Annotated in this window: 16 protein-coding genes; 11 read left to right on the top strand and 5 right to left on the bottom strand. The window is 62.1% G+C overall.

Features of this window, described 5'->3' with window-relative positions; all coding sequences use genetic code 11:
- Positions 1-52: 52 nt before the first annotated feature.
- A complete protein-coding gene (locus FF80_RS19045; protein WP_035103218.1) occupies positions 53-496 on the top strand; it encodes a hypothetical protein in 444 nt (147 codons plus the stop codon).
- Here the strand turns inward: FF80_RS19045 and nadA are convergent.
- On the bottom strand, positions 493-1560 hold the full coding sequence (nadA, locus tag FF80_RS19040) for a quinolinate synthase NadA (RefSeq protein ID WP_035103217.1): 1068 nt from the start codon (positions 1558-1560) through the stop codon (positions 493-495). The genes FF80_RS19045 and nadA overlap by 4 nt on opposite strands.
- A gap of 122 nt (positions 1561-1682) precedes the next feature.
- Between nadA and eda the strand changes: the two genes are divergently transcribed.
- The 7 genes from eda (at position 1683) to FF80_RS19005 (ending at position 7105) form a co-directional block, all read left to right on the top strand.
- Positions 1683-2318 (top strand): bifunctional 4-hydroxy-2-oxoglutarate aldolase/2-dehydro-3-deoxy-phosphogluconate aldolase, encoded by a 636-nt coding sequence (gene eda / locus FF80_RS19035; protein ID WP_035103216.1) that lies wholly within the window; start codon positions 1683-1685, stop codon positions 2316-2318.
- Positions 2319-2322: 4 nt separating this feature from the next.
- Positions 2323-2691, top strand: a complete 369-nt coding sequence (locus tag FF80_RS19030) for a LysR family transcriptional regulator (protein ID WP_035103215.1) — start codon at positions 2323-2325, stop codon at positions 2689-2691.
- 65 nt (positions 2692-2756) lie between these two features.
- Positions 2757-3488 (top strand): molybdate ABC transporter substrate-binding protein, encoded by a 732-nt coding sequence (gene modA / locus FF80_RS19025; RefSeq protein WP_035103214.1) that lies wholly within the window; start codon positions 2757-2759, stop codon positions 3486-3488.
- Between the two features lie 15 nt (positions 3489-3503).
- Positions 3504-4184: a molybdate ABC transporter permease subunit gene (modB, locus tag FF80_RS19020; protein ID WP_035103213.1), complete on the top strand. Its 681-nt coding sequence runs from the start codon at positions 3504-3506 to the stop codon at positions 4182-4184.
- Positions 4185-4260: 76 nt separating this feature from the next.
- Complete coding sequence (locus FF80_RS19015) at positions 4261-5253, top strand: SPFH domain-containing protein (RefSeq protein ID WP_052153769.1); 993 nt, start codon at positions 4261-4263, stop codon at positions 5251-5253.
- A 9-nt stretch (positions 5254-5262) separates the two neighbouring features.
- A complete protein-coding gene (locus tag FF80_RS19010) occupies positions 5263-5715 on the top strand; it encodes an NfeD family protein (protein WP_035103212.1) in 453 nt (150 codons plus the stop codon).
- A gap of 100 nt (positions 5716-5815) precedes the next feature.
- Complete coding sequence (locus FF80_RS19005) at positions 5816-7105, top strand: outer membrane beta-barrel protein (RefSeq protein ID WP_160172862.1); 1290 nt, start codon at positions 5816-5818, stop codon at positions 7103-7105.
- Between the two features lie 64 nt (positions 7106-7169).
- On the opposite strand, the gene galU is transcribed toward FF80_RS19005, so the two are convergent.
- Positions 7170-8054 (bottom strand): UTP--glucose-1-phosphate uridylyltransferase GalU, encoded by an 885-nt coding sequence (gene galU, locus FF80_RS19000; RefSeq protein WP_035103209.1) that lies wholly within the window; start codon positions 8052-8054, stop codon positions 7170-7172.
- A gap of 96 nt (positions 8055-8150) precedes the next feature.
- Between galU and galE the strand changes: the two genes are divergently transcribed.
- The 3 genes from galE to FF80_RS18985 all read left to right on the top strand — a co-directional run bounded on the left by galE (position 8151) and on the right by FF80_RS18985 (position 11581).
- Positions 8151-9137 carry a UDP-glucose 4-epimerase GalE gene (gene galE, locus FF80_RS18995; RefSeq protein ID WP_035103207.1) on the top strand — a complete coding sequence of 329 codons (987 nt, stop codon included), beginning with the start codon at positions 8151-8153 and terminating at the stop codon, positions 9135-9137.
- A gap of 10 nt (positions 9138-9147) precedes the next feature.
- Positions 9148-10353, top strand: coding sequence for a lytic murein transglycosylase (locus FF80_RS18990; protein WP_052153768.1), 1206 nt, complete (start codon positions 9148-9150; stop codon positions 10351-10353).
- Between the two features lie 70 nt (positions 10354-10423).
- Positions 10424-11581 (top strand): DUF459 domain-containing protein, encoded by a 1158-nt coding sequence (locus tag FF80_RS18985; protein ID WP_035103206.1) that lies wholly within the window; start codon positions 10424-10426, stop codon positions 11579-11581.
- A 58-nt stretch (positions 11582-11639) separates the two neighbouring features.
- Here FF80_RS18985 and FF80_RS18980 read toward each other — a convergent pair whose 3' ends face one another.
- The 3 genes from FF80_RS18980 to gltB are packed head-to-tail and all read right to left on the bottom strand — an operon-like array spanning position 11640 to position 18435.
- Positions 11640-13067: a glutamate synthase subunit beta gene (locus tag FF80_RS18980; protein WP_035103204.1), complete on the bottom strand. Its 1428-nt coding sequence runs from the start codon at positions 13065-13067 to the stop codon at positions 11640-11642.
- Between the two features lie 11 nt (positions 13068-13078).
- On the bottom strand, positions 13079-13684 hold the full coding sequence (locus FF80_RS18975) for a glutathione S-transferase family protein (RefSeq protein WP_035103202.1): 606 nt from the start codon (positions 13682-13684) through the stop codon (positions 13079-13081).
- 8 nt (positions 13685-13692) lie between these two features.
- Positions 13693-18435, bottom strand: coding sequence for a glutamate synthase large subunit (gene gltB, locus FF80_RS18970; protein WP_035103199.1), 4743 nt, complete (start codon positions 18433-18435; stop codon positions 13693-13695).
- Between the last annotated feature and the right edge of the window lie 35 nt (positions 18436-18470).

Here is an 18470-nt window from a genome sequence, read left to right as displayed (position 1 = left end):
TTGCCCGCGTTTCTCTCTATGGTCAAATACGTATGCCAAGGGGAGCGGGCGATTGAGTGGTGCGGACAATAACGGCTTTGGTGATTTTCCGCAGCGCGGTTTTGCGGCGGGCGCACCGATGGAGGTTTACGAGGGTCTCTATCGGCTGGTGCTGACAGTCTATGGCCATAGATGCGCGCTGAGCGGAACGCGCTTTGAGCCGGCTCCGGGGCTGCTGCATCCCGATCTCGACATTGTGGCGCTGCAACCGCGGGAACATGGCGGTCCGCTGGCCATCAGCAACTACCTGCCGGTGGTCAATGCGCTGTCGACCGATTTCGTGACCGGCTCCATCCTGATCGAGGACGACTACCGGATCATCGTTCCCAATACGGACCTGCTCTCGCCGGAGAACCTCGCCCTGCTGCGAAACTCCCTCCATCTGCCGGCCGAAAAAATCTTCCGGCCGGCGCAGACCCATCTCGCCTATCACCGGCGCTTCAGCCGCGGCCGCTAATCGCCTTTCCGGCTCATCTCGATCATGCGTTCCACCGCCAGACGGGCCGGGGGAATAATATCGGCGGGCACGGTGACTTCCTCGCTCATCGTGTGGAGCGACCAGAGTACGTTTTCAAGATTGATGCGCTTCATATGCGGGCAGATATTGCAGCCGCGCAGGAAATCGACACCGGTGGTTTCGCTGGCGACATTGTCCGACATGGAGCATTCGGTGACCATGACCACACGGGCGGGGCGCTCGGTCTTGACCCAATCGATCATGGCGGCGGTCGAGCCGGCAAAGTCTACCGCGTCGATCACTTCGGGCGGGCATTCGGGGTGCGCGATGATCTTGGCGCTGGGATAGGCATGGCGCAATTCGGCAATATCATCGGCGGTGAAGGTTTCGTGCACCTCACAGGCGCCGGCCCAGGTGATGATTTTCTTATGCGTCTTTTTGGCGGTGTTCTGCGCCAGATATTGATCGGGGATCATGATCACCGTATCGCCCTCGACGCGATTGACGATGTCGAGGGCGTTGGAGGAGGTGCAGCACACGTCGGTGACGGCTTTGACCGCCGCGGAAGTGTTGACATAGGTGACGACAGGCACACCGGGATACATTTCGCGCATGGCCATCACGTCCTCGACGGTGATTGAGGACGCGAGCGAGCAGCCGGCGCGGCTATCGGGGATCAACACGGTCTTGCTTGGATTGAGCAATTTGCTGGTCTCGGCCATGAAATGCACGCCGCATTGCACGATGACCGATTGGGTGACCTTGGTGGCTTCAATGGCCAGCTGTAGGCTATCGCCCACGATATCGGCGACGCCGTGATAGATTTGCGGGGTCTGGTAATTATGCGCCAGGATGACCGCATCCTTTTCCTTCTTGAGCCGGTTGATCTCGAAAATCAGCGGCGCATAGAAGGGCCATTCGATGGCGGGAATCTTGTCCTTGACGCGATCGAACACCGTTTCGGTGGCCCGCTCGATGGCCTTGGAGAATTTAAGATCGAAATTTTGGGCCAGAATGGCGCGCGCTTCATCCAGCGGCGTCGTGGCATTGATCGTCTGAACCATAATGGCCTCCCCATGGTGGGGCGGAACCTAGGGATTATTTGACGGCTTTTCAATGAACGGGGTTGCGGGAATTTTTCCATGCGCCTAACCGTTCCTCAACGTTCCTTTCGAGAGGCCGAGCCATGCCGCAAGACGCGTCCGCCATCCGTTCCATCCTGTCGCTGGCTCCGGTCGTGCCGGTGATCATTCTTGATGACGTGTCCCAGGCACAGCCCCTGGCCGAAGCCCTGGTGGCAGGCGGGTTGCCGATCTTGGAAGTCACCCTGCGCACACCCAACGCGCTCAAGGTGATGGAAGAAATGGCCAAGGTCACCGGCGCCATTGTCGGCTCGGGCACGGTGCGCAACGCCACCCATATGAAGCAATCGGTGGATGCCGGCTGCCGGTTCATGGTGTCGCCTGGCATTTCCCCACGCATTCTGGACGCAGCCGACGATATCGGCATTCCCCTGCTGCCCGGCATTGCTACGCCCAGCGAAGCCATGACGGCGGCCGAGCGGGGCTACAGTTTCCTCAAATTCTTCCCGGCCGAGGCCAATGGCGGCGCCCCGGTACTCAAGGCTTTCGCTTCGCCCCTGCCCGACATCACCTTCTGCCCCACCGGTGGTATCGATCCCGCCAAGGCCAAGATTTATCTGGGCCTGTCCAATGTGATCTGCGTCGGCGGCAGCTGGATCATGCCGGCCGACGCGCTGGCGGCCAATGATTTTGCCCGCATCGAAGCTCTGGCCCGCGAGGCTGCGGCTCTCAGGGGCTAATGCCATGGCCGGGGTCCCCGCCGACGGCCTCAGCCATCTGCGCGTCACCCTCACCGAAACAGGCTATCTAGGACCGGGCCGCGCGGATTTGCTGGAATTGATCGGCAGCACCGGGTCCATCTCGGCGGCGGGCAAGGCCATGGGCATGAGCTACAAGCGGGCCTGGGGGCTGGTGCAGGCGCTCAATGAGGGCTTTGGCATCGTGCTGGTGGAATCCAGCCGTGGCGGGGCGGCTCAGGGTGGGGCGCAGTTGACCGAAGCCGGCAAGGTCGTGCTGGGGCATTATCGCCAGATGCAGGACAAGACGCGGGCGGCGATTGCCGGAGATGTGGCGGCATTGCGGGCCATGCTCGATATAGCGTCACGGAAATAGCGCTTGCGGACAAGCCATGGCTTTGCCAAAACCGATATGGCCTTCAAAACATATCGGAGCTGTCGATGAAGCGTGTTTTCCTGGGCACACTCCTGGCTGGATTGCTGGCCTCCAGCGCTGCCTACGCCGACAGCGTCGACGTGGCCGTCGCGGCCAATTTCACCAAGGTTGCTGAAGAGCTCGCGGTTCGGTTCAAGACCGAGACCGGGCACGACCTCGTTCTCAGCTTCGGGGCCACGGGCCAGCTCTATACCCAGATCACCCAGGGCGCGCCGTTTGAAATCCTGCTGGCGGCCGATGATGAGCGGCCGACCAGGGCGGTGAAGGACGGGTTCGGAGTGGATGGCAGTGTGTTCACCTATGCCATCGGTACGCTGGCGCTCTATTCGACCTCGCTGGTGGTGGGGGATGGCGAGGCTGTCCTAAAGGGGCCGTTCGACAAGCTCGCTATCGCCGACCCCGAGGCGGCGCCCTATGGCAAGGCCGCGGTGCAAACGCTGAAGGCCATGGGCATATATGACATGGTGGCGCCCCGGCTGGTGACGGGTGAAAATATCAGCCAGACGCTGCAATTTGTCGAAAGCGGCAATGCGGAGCTGGGTTTTGTTGCGGTGAGCCAAGTGATGGGCAAGGATAGTGTGTGGCTCGTGCCATCGGGTTTCCACGAGCCGATCCGGCAAGACGCCGTGCTGCTCAAGACTGGGCAGGCCAACCCGGCGGCGACGGCGTTTATCGATTTCCTCAAAAGTGACAAGGCGGTGGCGGTGATCAAAGCCGCGGGCTATGCGGTCGACTAAACAGGACGCGGTGGGATGAGCCTTGTTGAAATCTGGCAGCCGGTCAGCCTGACGCTGAGCCTTGCGGCCATCAATACGCTCATCCTGCTTTTGGCGGGCACCCCGATTGCCTTGTGGCTGGCGCGTAGCCAGAGCCGATATCGTGAAATGGTGGGTGCCCTGGTGTCGATGCCGCTAGTGCTGCCGCCAACCGTGCTGGGGTTCTATCTGCTGCTGGCGCTGGGTCCCAACGGGCCGGGCGGCTGGATTGCCGGGCTCTGGGGCGGACGCACGCTGGCCTTTTCGTTTACGGGTCTGGTTATCGGCTCCTTCTTTTATTCCCTGCCCTTCATGATCCAGCCGCTGCGCAATGCCTTTGCCGCCATCGGCAATGAGCCGCTGGAAGCTGCATCAAGCCTGGGCGCCAGCAATTGGCAGCGCTTTTGGCGCGTGGTGCTGCCGCTGGCGCGGCCGGGCTATATTACCGGGGCGGTGATGACCTTTGCCCATACGGTGGGGGAATTTGGCGTCGTGCTGATGATCGGCGGCAATATTCCGGGCCAGACCAAGGTCATCGCCATCGCCCTCTACGACTATGTCGAGCGGCTGCAATGGGGCCACGCCCACCTGTTGGCGTTGGGCATGGTGATTTTTGCCTTTGTGGTAATTGCCGTGACGCTGATCGTAGACCGGCGGCTCAATACGCCCATGCCATGAGTTCCGCCGGAACAGATTGCCCAAAGGGGCGCGCCTGCCTAATGTCGCCGCCATGAAGAATAAGGGAGAATCGCTGATGGAAATCACCAACGGCTTTGCACTGGACGGGCTCAGCATCACGCTGATCGGCCTGGGCATATTGGCGCTGCTGGTCCTGTTTGCCGGGGCCAAGACGGTGCCGCAGGGATTTAACTACACCATCGAGCGGTTCGGCAAATATACCCGCACCCTCAAGCCCGGCCTCAACCTGATCGTGCCCTTCATCGATACGGTGGGCAAGAAGATCAATGTCATGGAACAGGTGCTCGACGTTCCGCACCAGGAAGTCATTACCCGCGACAATGCCTCGATCACGGCCAATGGCGTGACCTTCTACCAAATTCTGGATGCGGCTGCCGCGGCCTATGAGATTTCGGGGCTGGAGAACGCCATTCTCAACCTCACCATGACCAATATCCGTACGGTGATGGGCTCGATGGATCTCGATGAACTGCTCAGCCATCGCGACGAGATCAATGAGCGCCTGCTGCGCGTGGTCGATACGGCCGTGTCGCCCTGGGGCATCAAGATCACCCGTATCGAGATCAAGGATATCGATCCTCCCAAGGATCTGGTCGATTCCATGGGCCGCCAGATGAAGGCCGAGCGCGAGAAACGCGCGGCCATTCTTGAAGCCGAGGGACGCCGCCAATCGGCAATCCTGCAGGCCGAAGGTGCCAAGCAGGCGCAAGTGCTTGAAGCCGAAGGTCGCCGCGAAGCCGCCTTCCGCGACGCCGAGGCCCGCGAACGCTCGGCCGAAGCCGAAGCCAAGGCTACCCAGATGGTGAGCGACGCCATTGCCTCGGGCAATGTGCAGGCCATCAACTATTTCGTGGCCAATAATTACATCAAGGCGCTGGAAGCCATCGCCACCTCCCCCAATCAGAAAATCCTGATGCTGCCGGTGGAAGCCTCCAGCGTTATCGGCGCGATCGGCGGCATTGCCGAGATCGCCAAGGAAACCTTCGGTGGCGGCGCTCCAGCAGCGGCGCGTCCGAGCCGCCCGCCCTCGACGGGTTCCACGCAATAGGAGGCTCAGATGCAGGTCGTGCAGTTCATTGCCGACTATGGCCCATGGTCCTGGATCGTTGCCGGGCTGATCCTTTTGGCGCTTGAGCTGGTGGTGCCCGGCGGCTTCCTGCTGTGGATGGGTGTATCGGGGCTTATTGTGGGCGTGCTCACCCTGTTCCAGCCGATCAGCTGGCCGCTGCAATGGCTGATCTTCGGGGCATTGTCGCTGGTGACAATCTTCCTGTGGACCCGTTGGAGCCGCGGCCGTGAAACGGCCAATGACAGCCCCTATCTCAACCGCCGCGCTGATCGCTATATCGGCCAGGAAGCCGTGCTGGAACAGCCCATTGCGGGCGGGTTCGGGCGGATCGTGCTGGGAGATTCGGTGTGGCGCGTTGCCGGACCGGACCTGCCTGTGGGCGCGCGGGTGCGGATTGTCGGCAGCGATGGCGCGGTACTCAAGGTCGAGCCGATTTCCTGACGGCGTCAGCAAACTTTCGTTAACCATAAGATGAAAGGATTGGGTAAGGCCCGGACTTTCATTGTCGCGGGCTGATTTCCTTCAGCTGGCGGAGCGGACCTTGCCCTGGCGCATACGGCAATCGGGACAATGGGCCAGCGCTGTTGCGCTTGGCGTCGCTTGCCTTGCTGGCCCGGCCCTGGCCGGTTCCGAGCATCCCGCCGGAGATGGCTCGGGCACCGACAATCAGCGGCTGCTGCCCGATATCTATCCCGCTGCCGGCCCGGTATTGGCCGATGGCAGCGGCGTTCCCGAGCCCTATGATCCATTCTTCGACGTCGATTGGTCGGTGGCGCTGCGCGGCACCTATACCCAGAGTACCCAAAGAGAGCGGTTCGACACGCGACTGGTCCCCAGCGTAGCGCTGAACCATGTGGGGTCGCGCTCGGACATTGGCCTCGATGCCGAAGCCGAAGTGACCCGGCCCGATGACGGGCAGGTCGATGTCACCGCGCTACGGCTCAACTTGTCCGGCGATTACGCGCTCGATCGGGAAACCCTGGCCTCGGCCGACGCCAATTTCTCCCTCACGCAGGACCTGCCCGGCATGCCGGGCGTAGCCAGCAATATCGCGGACCCGCCGCAGCGCATTTCCGGCGGCGTTGAGCTTGGCGTGACCCGCAAGTTCGGCCGCTTCAATCTGGGCGTAACCGGGGCGGTGCAGCGCAGCGTCTACGGCGAAACGGGCCTGACGGACGGCAGCATCGTCGACAATGCCGATCGCGCTGTCTGGGCGCTGGACTCGGGATTGCGGCTGGGCTTCCAGATGACGCCGATCTTTGAAGTCTTCGGCCGAGCGGGCCTGGGCCGGGACATGTTCGACCATCCCTCATCGGTCTTGCTGATCAAGACCGATGCCAGCGAGGCCAGCATCGAGGCCGGCGTCACCGGGCGCTGGAGCAGTGTTTGGCAGGCTACGGCCTCGACCGGCCTCAACCTGCGCCGGTTCGATGAGGCAAGCCTGGGCGAGGTGGTCACACATCTCTACAACGCCCGCGTCACCTTCACCCCCGACGACCGCTGGCGCCTGAGCGGCGCCCTATCGACCAGCGTCGAGCCGCCCGGCCCCACTTCGGCCGGCACGACAGCCGTGCGCTATGCAGCAAGCGGCGAGATAGGTTACGCGGTCAATTCCTGGCTGGCGCTACGGGCCTCAGCCGATTGGAGCACGACCCGCTACGAGGGCAGTTCCGAGACCAAGGATGGTAACGGCTATGGTGTTGGTGCCGATTATCGGCTCGGCCCGCATACCACAGTGTCGGCAGATTACGATTTTTCCCACAGCGACAGCACCACGGATGGCGTCGAAGACAGCCACCGCATCATGGTCGGGCTGACCGTGTCGCGCTGATTTGTCGCAGGTCTGTGCTTGGAGATTTGGGGCGGCCCGGTCGTGCGCGACCGGGCCAGTCTGCCTAGAAATGAGCGCCCAGGTCGAGCTTCTGCAATTCCTTGAGGAAGCCGTCGCGGATATCGTCCCGGTCGAGGGCATAGACCACATTGGCGGTCAAAAAGCCGATCTTGGAGCCGCAGTCAAAGCTCTTGCCCTGGTATTTGACGCCGGTGAACGGCTGGGTATGCATCAGGGTCTGCATGGCGTCGGTGAGCTGGATCTCCCCGCCGGCGCCCTTGGGCTGGTCGGCCAGCAACGAGAACACCTCGGGCTGCAGGATGTAACGGCCCGAAATCATGAGGTTCGAGGGGGCTTCTTCCACCTTGGGCTTTTCCACCATGCCGGTGATGCGGAAGCCATTATCCTCGCCTTCGCCCCGGGCGATGATGCCATAGGAGGAGACTTCGGCGGGCGGCACTTCCTCAACGGCGATGACATTGCCGCCGGTTTCTTCATAAGCATCCATCATCTGGCGCAAAACGCCCGGCTCGCCCTTGAACAGCATGTCGGGCAACAGCAGAGCAAAGGGATTATCGCCCACGATATCGCGGGCGCACCACACGGCGTGCCCCAGGCCCAAAGGTTCCTGCTGGCGGGTAAAACTGGTGCGGCCGGCCGAAGGCAGGTCCTTGCGCAACTCGCTGAGCGCCTTGTTCTTTCCGCGAACCTCGAGCGTAGTCTCCAGCTCGAACTGGCGATCGAAATGGTCTTCGATGACGCCCTTGTTGCGGCCGGTGACGAAGACGAAGTGCTCGATACCAGCTTCGCGTGCCTCATCGACCGCATACTGGATCAGTGGGCGGTCCACTACCGTCAACATTTCCTTGGGCATTGCCTTGGTGGCCGGCAGGAACCGGGTGCCGAGGCCGGCGACAGGAAACACGGCCGTTCTTACGCGCTTTGGCAAATCGGGAACTCCATTTGAGGGACAGGGGTAAAGCTATCTCAAGACATGCAGTATATCATCAGGGCAAAATTGCGTTCTCAAGACAGGAGTTACGGTATGACGGTACTGGTTACTGGCGGGGCTGGCTATATCGGCAGCCATATGGTGCTCAACCTCACCGACGCCGGGGAAGACGTGGTTGTGCTGGACAATCTGGTCACCGGGTTTGACTGGGCGATCGATGGACGCGCCAGATTCGTCCAGGGCAATGCCGGCGATATCGATTTTGTGCTGAAGCTGATCGAAACCCACAAGATCACCGAGATCGTGCATTTTGCCGGCTCCATTGTGGTCCCTGAATCGGTTGCCGATCCGCTAAAATATTACGGCAATAATACTGCCACTTCTCGCAATCTGATCGAAGCGGCAGTCAAGGGCGGGGTCAAGCATTTCATTTTCTCCTCGACCGCCGCCGTCTATGGCATGACCGGGCTGGCGCCGGTGGTGGAAACCACCCCGCTCAACCCGATGTCGCCCTATGGCCGCTCCAAGCTCATGACCGAATGGATGCTCTCCGACGTGGCGGCGGCGCATCCAATCACCTATGGCGTGCTGCGCTATTTCAACGTGGCGGGCGCCGATCCCGGCAAGCGCAGCGGGCAATCGACGCCGCTGGCGACGCATTTGATCAAGGTTGCCTGCCAGACGGCGCTGGGGCAGCGGGCCAAGATGGATATTTTCGGCACGGATTATGAAACGCCGGACGGCACTTGCGTGCGCGACTATATCCATGTCACCGACCTGATCGCAGCCCATGCCCTGCTGCTCAAGCATTTGCGCGGCAGCGGGGACAGCACGACGCTCAATTGCGCCTATGGGCAGGGCTATTCGGTGCGCCAGGTGGTCGATACCGTCAAATCCGTGTCAGGCGTCGACTTTCTGGCCGAGGAAGGCCCTCGCCGTGCCGGCGATCCGGCCTCGATCACCGCGACTGGCGAGAAGGTGCGCTCGCTGCTGGGCTGGGTGCCCCAGCATGATGATCTCAACGAGATCGTGCAGTCGGCCTATGATTGGGAACGACACTTGATGGTGAGAAACAGGTAGGGATAAGCGCATGGTTCGCCTGATCGGGCTGTTTCTGCTGCTTCTGGTCACCTCCGTTCAGGCGCAACCCGTCGAGAGCTTTGACAGCTTCATCGCCAATTTCCGCGCCAAGGCTCTGGCGGCGGGCGTAGGTGCGGCCACCTATGATGCGGTCATGATGGGCCTCACGCCAGATCCGCGCGTGCCGGACCTGGTCACCAACCAGCCCGAATTCACCACGCCGATGTGGGACTATATCGACGGAAGGGTGACCTCCGGCCGGATCGAACGGGGCAAGGCGGCGCTGTCGCGCAATGCCGACCTGTTCAGTGCCATCGGGCAGCGCTATGGGGTCGATCCCTATCTGCTGGGCGCCATCTGGGGCATGGAGACCGATTATGGCTCGGTATTGGGCAATGCGGGCCTGATCCGCCCCATCGTGCGGTCACTGGCAACGCTGGTGCACCAACGGCGGACGCGGCTGCTGGAGGATGAGGCCGATCTGATCGGGGCGCTGCTCTTGGTACAACGCGGGCCGCTCGATGCATCGCATTTGGTCGGGTCATGGGCGGGTGCCATCGGGCATCTGCAGGTCAATCCGAGCAATGTGGTGGCGCATGGCACCGACGGGGATGGCGACGGGCGGATCGATCTGCACAATTCGCTGGCCGATGCCCTGGCGACGTCAGCCAAGTTCCTGCGCGATCTGGGCTATCAGCCTGGCGTGGATTGGGGCTTTGAGGTCGCGCTGCCGGCGGGGTTCGATTATCTGCTGGCCGACCGCGAGCAATTGCGTCCGCTTTCGTTCTTTGCCGAACGGGGCGTGACGCGGGCCAATGGGCGGGCTTTCGCCGATATGCGCACGCCGGTGTTCCTCTATGTGCCGGCGGGCAAGGATGGCCCGAAATTCCTGATGACGGGGAATTATCTGGTGCTCAAGGGCTATAATTTCTCCGATAGCTACGCCATGAGCGTGGCCCATATGACCGACCGGCTCAAGGGTGCCGGCAGCTTTGTGCAGGATTGGCCGCGCGATACGGCCTTTCCGAATCTGGCACAGCGCAAAGCCATTCAGCAGGCGCTGATCGATCTGGGGCTCTATCGCGGGGCGGTGGATGGGCGGATCGGGCCGATCAGCCAGGCGGCCTATGCCCGGTTCCAGGCGGCACGGGGCGAGGTAGCCGATGGCTTTATCACCCGGGCCTCCTATGAAGCGCTGGCGGCAGCGACGCGGTAACATTGGGGCGACAGGCGTGGTTTTGCCGCCCGGCTTTGCTAGAACAGCGCAAAGGATGCATAGGACTGAAATGAAGCGGCTTGTTGTGGCAATCATGGTGGCTTTGCTCGTCCTTATCGACGTGGCGCCAGCCTTTGCCCAGAACGAGACGCTGGTGGTCGCCCAGCAGCAGCGGCGGCGGACTTTGTTTGACCTGCTGTTCGGCGATGACCAGCCGCAGGCGCCGGTGGAGCAACCGCGCCAACAGCCCCGCCAGCAACCGCGTTCGCAGCCCGCGCCACGGGCCAGCCTGCCTCCGCCCAAGCCGCAGATCGAGAAGGCCGCCGATGCTACGCGATTGGCGGTGTTCGGAGATTCGCTGGCGGTGGACCTGGCCAAGGCGCTGGAACGGTTTTATACGGAAGACCCCAATCTGGTGGTGATCGGCCAGGGCGTGGGCTCGTCGGGCTTTGTGCGGGCCGATTATTTCGATTGGGACAAGGCAATTGGCGAACAGATTGCGGCCGATAGCTTTGATCTGGCGGTGGTCATCATGGGGATCAATGACCGGCAGGATATCGGCTCCTATGCGGCGCTAAGCGAGCCGTGGAACGCGGCCTATCAGGCGCGGATTGCAGATTTTCTGGGGCAGTTGCGGGCGGCGCGCAAACCGGTGATCTGGGTGGGATTGCCGCCCATGGCCAAGGGCGATTATTCCACCGCGATGACCCAGATCAGCAATATCCAGAAACTGGCCAGTTTCTCGGGCGGCGCCGAATTCCTTGATATCTATGAGAGATTTCTGGGCGAGGACGGCAAATATTCGTCCTATGGACCCGACGTCAGCGGACAGAACGCGCTGATGCGCAAGGATGACGGTATCCATTTTTCGGCGGCTGGATCGGATAAGCTGGCGTTTTATCTCAGCCAGACCATCCGCACCTTCTACCGCGGCAGCGGGGTGAGCGTGGCGGTGGGCGATCCGCTATTGGGGACCGACGCTGCGGCGATGTTACGCCCGCCTTATCAAGGGCTTGGCCAAATCCGGTTGCTCGAAGTGGCCGGGGCAGTGATCCCGTTGAGCCGCGCGCCGCAGCGAGCCGGGGAACTGCTGACGGCCGCTGGTGCACCTGCTGCACCGGCCTTTACGCTGGACGAATTGGTGGCGGCGCCGATCGGGCGGGCGGATGCATTCGGAGTGGGAATCGACCCCGCTGCAAATCGGATCGAGAATGCCAGTGGCCGCTAAAACATAACAATTACAGAATATTAGCGGAATGGGGCAGCCTTGGCTGCCCCGTTATTTCTTAGCGCGGCAGATCCGTCTTGCCCATCAGGTCATAGTCGATGGAGCGGGCGGCCTGGCGGCCTTCGCGGATGGCCCAGACGACGAGGGATTGGCCGCGGCGCATGTCGCCGGCGGCGTAGACCTTGGGCACGGTGGTCTTGTAGCTCAGCGTGTCCGCAAAGAGATTGCCGCGCTTGTCGAGCTGGGCGCCGAGCTCGGTCAGCATGCCTTCGTGGATCGGATGGGCGAAGCCGATGGCCAGCAGGACCAGGTCCGCCTTGATAATAAACTCAGTTCCCGCAATGGGTTGGCGCTTGCGGTCGACGCGGGCGCATTCGACACCGGTAACCTGGCCCTTGGCATTGCCGATAATCTTCATCGTGCCGGCGGCAAATTCGCGGATGGCGCCTTCGGCCTGGCTGGACGAGGTGCGCATCTTGACCGCCCAATTGGGCCAATTGGTCAATTTGTTCTCGAGCTCAGGCGGCTGTGGCCGCACGTCGAGCTGGGTCACGGCGATGGCGCCCTGGCGAAAAGACGTGCCAACACAGTCACTTGCGGTATCGCCGCCACCGACCACGACGACATGCTTGCCCGCTGCCGTGAGCTGGATTTCTTCGCTCACATCCTCGCCGCCAAGGCGGCGATTCTGTTGCACGAGGAAGGGCATGGCGAAGTGCACGCCATTGAAATGGGTGCCTTCGGCATCGACATCGCGCGGCTTTTCCGAGCCACCGGCGAGCAGCACCGCGTCGTGCCTTTGCTGCAAATCGGTTAGCGGGCTGTTAACCCCGACATTGACACCATAGTGGAAAGTGACACCCTCGGCTTCCATTTGGCTGACGCGGAAGTCGATATGGTCCTTCTCCATCTTGAAGTCTGGAATGCCATAGCGCATCAGGCCGCCGGCCTTGGGCTCGCGTTCATAGACATGAACATCGTGACCGGCGCGGGCGAGCTGCTGGGCTGCGGCGAGCCCTGCGGGACCGGAGCCGACAATGGCGACCGACTTGCCGGTCTTGGCCCTGGGCAGCTGCGGCTTGACCCAGCCCGAGCGGATGGCGCGGTCGGCAATGGCTTGTTCCACCGTCTTGATGGCGACGGGGGTATCTTCGAGATTGAGCGTGCAGGCTTCCTCGCACGGGGCGGGGCAGATGCGGCCGGTGAATTCGGGGAAATTATTGGTCGAGTGCAGGTTGCGCGCCGCCTCTTCCCAATCGCCGTTATAGACGAGGTCATTCCAGTCCGGGATCTGGTTGTTGACCGGGCAGCCGGTATCGCCATGGCAGAAGGGAATACCGCAATCCATGCAGCGGGCGGCCTGGTCGACCACGCGGCCTTCCGACATTGGGACGGTGAACTCACCGAAATGGCGGATGCGGTCGGAAGCCGGTTCGTACCGGGGCTCTTCGCGCTCGATCTCGAGAAAGCCTGTTACCTTACCCATGGTCTTTACCCCTAATGCGTTGCCGCGCTACCGAGCGCCGGCAGGCCGAGTTCTTGTTCACATGCCGCGATCCAGCGCCTAACCGCCGGCCGCGTGCCCAATTCAAAGCCGCCCTCGGGTGAGAGGCGGGTATAAGCCAGAAGCGCGATGTCGGCTATCGTCATCGCTTCGCCCACAAGGAAGGGCGATTTGGCCAGAGCCTGTTCGAGCCGGTCGAGCGCAGCTTCCCCGCGCTCCACGGTCCTGGGATCGCGATCGGCAAAGCTGCCGCCGCGATACACGACATGGGCCCGTGCCACGGCCACATAGGGCTCGTGGCTATATTGTTCCCAGAACAGCCATTCGTCGACCTTGGCCGCGGTGAATGTATCGCCGGGCAGGAAGCGGCTGCCATGGGCCAGATAGCGTAGAATGGCATTGGACTGGGCCAGCACCCGGCCATCGTCGAAAACGACGACGGGCATCTGACCGGCCGGATTGAGGGCAAGAAATTCCGGCGTCGTCGTGGCTCCAGTGCCAACGCTGACATCTTGCCAAGTATAGGGCATGCCGATGGCGTCGGCGATATACTTGACCTTGAGGCAGTTGCCCGACCCAAGGTCGCCATAGACCTTCATCACCGATGCTATTCCGCTGCCGCCATGCCCAGGCCGCCGCTGGCGCGCTTTTTTTCCATTTCGCGGATGGCGCGGCGGTATTCGACCGGCATCACCTTGACGAATTTGGGGCGCATCTCGACCCAGTTGTCGAGGATGAACTTGGCGCGGGTCGAGCCGGTATAGTGCAGGTGGTTGGAGATGAGCTGGTGCAGGCGCTCGTCGTCATGACGGGTCATGTCGCCCGAAATGTCGACGCGGCCATGCCATTCGAGATCTCCCCCATGATGGTGGAGCTTCTGCATGAGGTTTTCTTCCTCAGGCACGGGCTCAAGATCGACCATGGCCAGGTTACACCGGTCACGGAAGGTCTCGTCCTCGTCGAGCACATAGGCCACGCCACCACTCATGCCGGCGGCAAAGTTACGGCCGGTCTGGCCGATGACGACGACAACGCCGCCGGTCATGTATTCGCAGCCATGATCGCCGGTGCCTTCGACAACCGCGACGGCGCCCGAGTTGCGCACGGCGAAGCGTTCGCCGGCGACGCCACGGAAGTAGCATTCCCCCGCAATGGCGCCATAGAGCACGGTATTGCCGACAATGATCGACTTTTCGGGGACGAACGTGGCCTTGTCGGAAGGGCGCACGACGATGCGGCCGCCGCTCAGACCCTTGCCGACATAGTCATTGGCGTCGCCCACCATGTCGATGGAAATGCCACGGGCGAGGAAGGCGCCGAAAGCCTGGCCGGCCGTGCCGGTCAGCTTGATCGAGATGGTGTCGTCCGGCAGGCCTTCATGACCATACTTGCGGGCCAGCGCGCCCGACAGCATGGCGCCGGCCGAGCGGTCGCGGCTGCGGATGGGCAGCTCGATCTGCACGGGGGTACCATTGTCCAGAGCCGGCTGGGCCAGCTCGATCAGCTTGCGATCGAGCACGGCTTCCAGATGGTGGTTCTGGAGTTCGGAGTGATAGAGCGTGTCCCCGCCAATGGGCTCGGGCTTGTAGAACAGCTTGGTGAAATCGACGCCTTCGCTCTTCCAATGGTCCTTGAGGCGCTTCTGATCGAGCAGGTCGGAACGGCCGACCAAGTCGTTCAGGGTACGGGCGCCCAGCCCGGCCAACAGGCCACGCAATTCCTCGGCGATGAAGAAGAAGTAGTTGATGACATGCTCGGGCGTGCCCTTGAAGCGCTTGCGCAGCACCGGGTCCTGGGTGGCGACGCCAACCGGGCAGGTGTTGAGGTGGCACTTGCGCATCATGATGCAGCCTGCGGCAATCAGCGGCGCGGTCGAGAAGCCGAATTCGTCGGCGCCAAGCAGGGCGCCGATCAGCACGTCGCGGCCGGTCTTGAGGCCACCATCGACCTGGAGGACGACGCGGCTGCGCAACCGGTTCAGCACCAGGGTCTGGTGGGTTTCAGCCAGGCCAATTTCCCACGGCCCGCCGGCATGCTTGAGCGAGGTCAGGGGCGAAGCGCCAGTGCCGCCATCATAGCCGGAGACGGTGATGTGATCGGCGCGCGCCTTGGCGACGCCGGCGGCAACCGTGCCGACGCCGACTTCGGAGACCAGCTTGACCGAGATATCGGCCTGCTCATTGACGTTCTTGAGATCGTAAATGAGCTGGGCGAGATCTTCGATGGAATAGATATCGTGATGCGGCGGCGGGCTGATCAGGCCCACGCCGGGGGTCGAATGGCGCGTCTTGGCGACGATCCAATCGACCTTGTGGCCGGGCAATTGGCCGCCTTCGCCGGGCTTGGCGCCCTGCGCGACCTTGATCTGAAGGGCATCGGCATTGACCAGATATTCGGCGGTGACGCCGAAACGGCCCGAGGCGATCTGCTTGATGGCCGAACGGAGCGGGTTGCTCGAGCCATCGGGCAGCGGCTTGTAACGGTCGGGCTCCTCGCCGCCTTCGCCGGTGTTCGACTTGCCGCCAATGCGGTTCATCGCCTGGGCGAGGGTGGTGTGGGCTTCGCGCGAAATCGAGCCGAAACTCATGGCGCCGGTGACAAAGCGCTTGACGATATCGACCGCCGGCTCGACCTCTTCGAGCGGCACCGGGGCGCCGAGCGGCTTGATGTCGAACAGGTTGCGAATGGCCAGATAGCCGTTTTCGCCGGTGTTCACCCGTTCGGCAAAGCTGTTGTAGCGATCCTGCGCGGTTTCGGGGCTTTCATCCTTGGTGCGGACGGCGTGCTGCAGGTCCGCGACGACGTCGGGGCTCCAGGCATGCTTTTCGCCGCGGATGCGGTACATATATTCCCCGCCCACATCGAGCGCCTTGCGCAGCACCACATCGTCGCCAAAGGCGTCGCGATGCCGGCGCACGGTTTCTTCGGCCACTTCGCTGAGGCCAACGCCTTCAATCGTGGTGGCGGTGCCGAAGAAGAAGCGCTTGACGAAATCGGACTTGAGGCCGACCGCGTCGAAAATCTGCGCGCCGCAATAGGACTGGTAGGTGGAAATGCCCATCTTGGACATGACCTTGAGCAGGCCCTTACCCACACTCTTGATGTAGCGATAGACCACTTCGGAAGCATCGACCTCGGCCGGGAATTCGCCCTCGGCCTGGAGGGCGGCAAGCGCTTCAAAGGCCAGGTACGGGTTGATGGCTTCGGCGCCATAGCCGGCCAGCATGGCGAAATGGTGCATTTCGCGGGCTTCGCCGGTTTCGACGACCAGGCCTGAGGAGGTGCGCAACCCTTTGCGGATCAGGTGGTGATGCACGGCGGCCGTTGCCAGCAGCGCGGGAATGGCGATGCGGTCGGACGCGACGAGGCGATCGGAGAGCACGATGATGTTGTACTCGCCGGCAATGGCAGCCTCGGCCTTTTCGCAAATGGCGTTGATGGCCGCTTCCATGCCCACCGCGCCCATATCGGCGGGATAGGTGATGTCGACGGTCTTGGTCTTGAACTGGTTGGTGTCCATGTCGCCAATGGCGCGGATCTTTTCGAGATCCTCATTGGTCAGAATGGGCTGCCGCACTTCGAGCCGCTTCTGATGGGAAACGCCTTCCAGGTCAAAAATATTGGGCCGCGGACCGATGAAGCTGACGAGGCTCATCACCGATTCTTCGCGGATCGGATCGATGGGCGGATTGGTGACCTGGGCGAAGTTCTGCTTGAAATAGGTGTAGAGCAGCTTTGACTTGTCGCTCAGCGCCGAAATGGGCGTATCGGTGCCCATGGAGCCGACGGCTTCCTGGCCGGTGGTGGCCATGGGGGCCATCAACAGCTTGATGTCTTCCTGGGTATAGCCAAAGGCCTGCATGCGATCGAGCAGGCTTTCTGACGTGACCGGAGCCTTGGGCTCGGTCTCGGGCAGGTCTTCGAGCACGATCTGGCTGCGGGCGAGCCATTCGGCATAGGGGTTCTTGGTGGCAAGGGTGCGCTTGATCTCTTCATCCGAGATGATGCGCCCTTCCTCGAGATCAAGCAGCAGCATGCGGCCCGGCTGCAGGCGCCAGCGTTCGACAATGTCCTCATCCGGGATGTCCAGCACGCCGGATTCGGACGCCAGAACGACATGGCCTTCCTTGGTGACAAGGTAGCGCGCGGGACGCAGCCCGTTCCGGTCCAGCGTTGCCACGACATAGCGGCCGTCCGATAGCGACATGGCGGCGGGGCCGTCCCATGGCTCCATCAGGGCGGCATGATATTCATAGAAAGCGCGCCGCGTATCGTCCATCAGCGGGTTGCCGGCCCAGGCTTCGGGGATCAGCATCATGGCCGCGTGGGGCAGGCTATAGCCGCCGCGCACGAGGAATTCGAGCGCGTTGTCGAAGCAGGCCGTGTCGGACTGGCCTTCGTAAGAGATCGGCCAGATCTTGGTGATGTCGTCGCCGAACAGGGGCGAAGACACCGAGGCCTGGCGGGCGGCCATCCAGTTCACATTGCCCCTTATGGTGTTGATTTCACCATTATGGGTGGTCATGCGATAGGGATGGGCCAGCTTCCAGCTTGGGAAAGTGTTGGTCGAAAAGCGCTGGTGCACCAGGGCAATGGCGGATTCAAAGCGCTCGTCGGAAAGGTCCGGGAAGAAGGCCTTGAGCTGGTAGGCCAGGAACATGCCCTTATAGACCAGCGTGCGCGCCGACATGGACACGACATAGAAGCCATTGTCGCCATCGCTTTCGGGAATGGCGGCATAGACGGTGTTGGAAATCACCTTGCGCACGATCAGGAGCTTGCGCTCGAACTCGTCCAGCGTCAGGCCGGCCGGACGGGCGATCACCATCTGCTCGATGATCGGCTGGGTGGCGATGACGCCTTCGCTGAGCTTGGAATTGTCGGTGGGAACGACGCGTTCGCCGAGCAGCGTCAGGCCCTCGCGGGCCAGTACGCCCCGCACGGCCTCGGCGCACTTGTCGCGCAGGGCAACAATGTTGGGATAGAACAGCATGGCCACGGCATAGTGGTGCTTTTCCGGAAGCGGGAAATCCAGCACCTCCTTGAAGAAGCCGTGCGGGGTCTGCACCAGGATGCCGGCGCCGTCGCCCATCAGCGGATCGGCACCCACGGCGCCGCGATGTTCCAGGTTCTCGAGGATTTCGAGACCCTTTTCCACCACTTCATGGCTGGGTCTGTTCTTGATATTGGCGATCATGCCGATGCCGCAGGCATCGTGTTCGTTGGCCGGATCGTAAAGACCCTGGGCCTCGGGACGACCGGTGACGCGGCGACCATGCTCAATCAAGGTTTTGCGATTGGTGGCTTTGGTGGTGACCGCAGTAAGCTGTCCGTTCCGCGCGTGTGCCATATCGTTGTTCCTCGCTTGTTGATCGCGCCCGTTAC

Origin of the sequence: Devosia sp. LC5 (assembly GCF_000735585.1) — a bacterium.
GTDB lineage: Bacteria > Pseudomonadota > Alphaproteobacteria > Rhizobiales > Devosiaceae > Devosia.
This window is presented reverse-complemented; position numbering and strand designations above follow the sequence as displayed.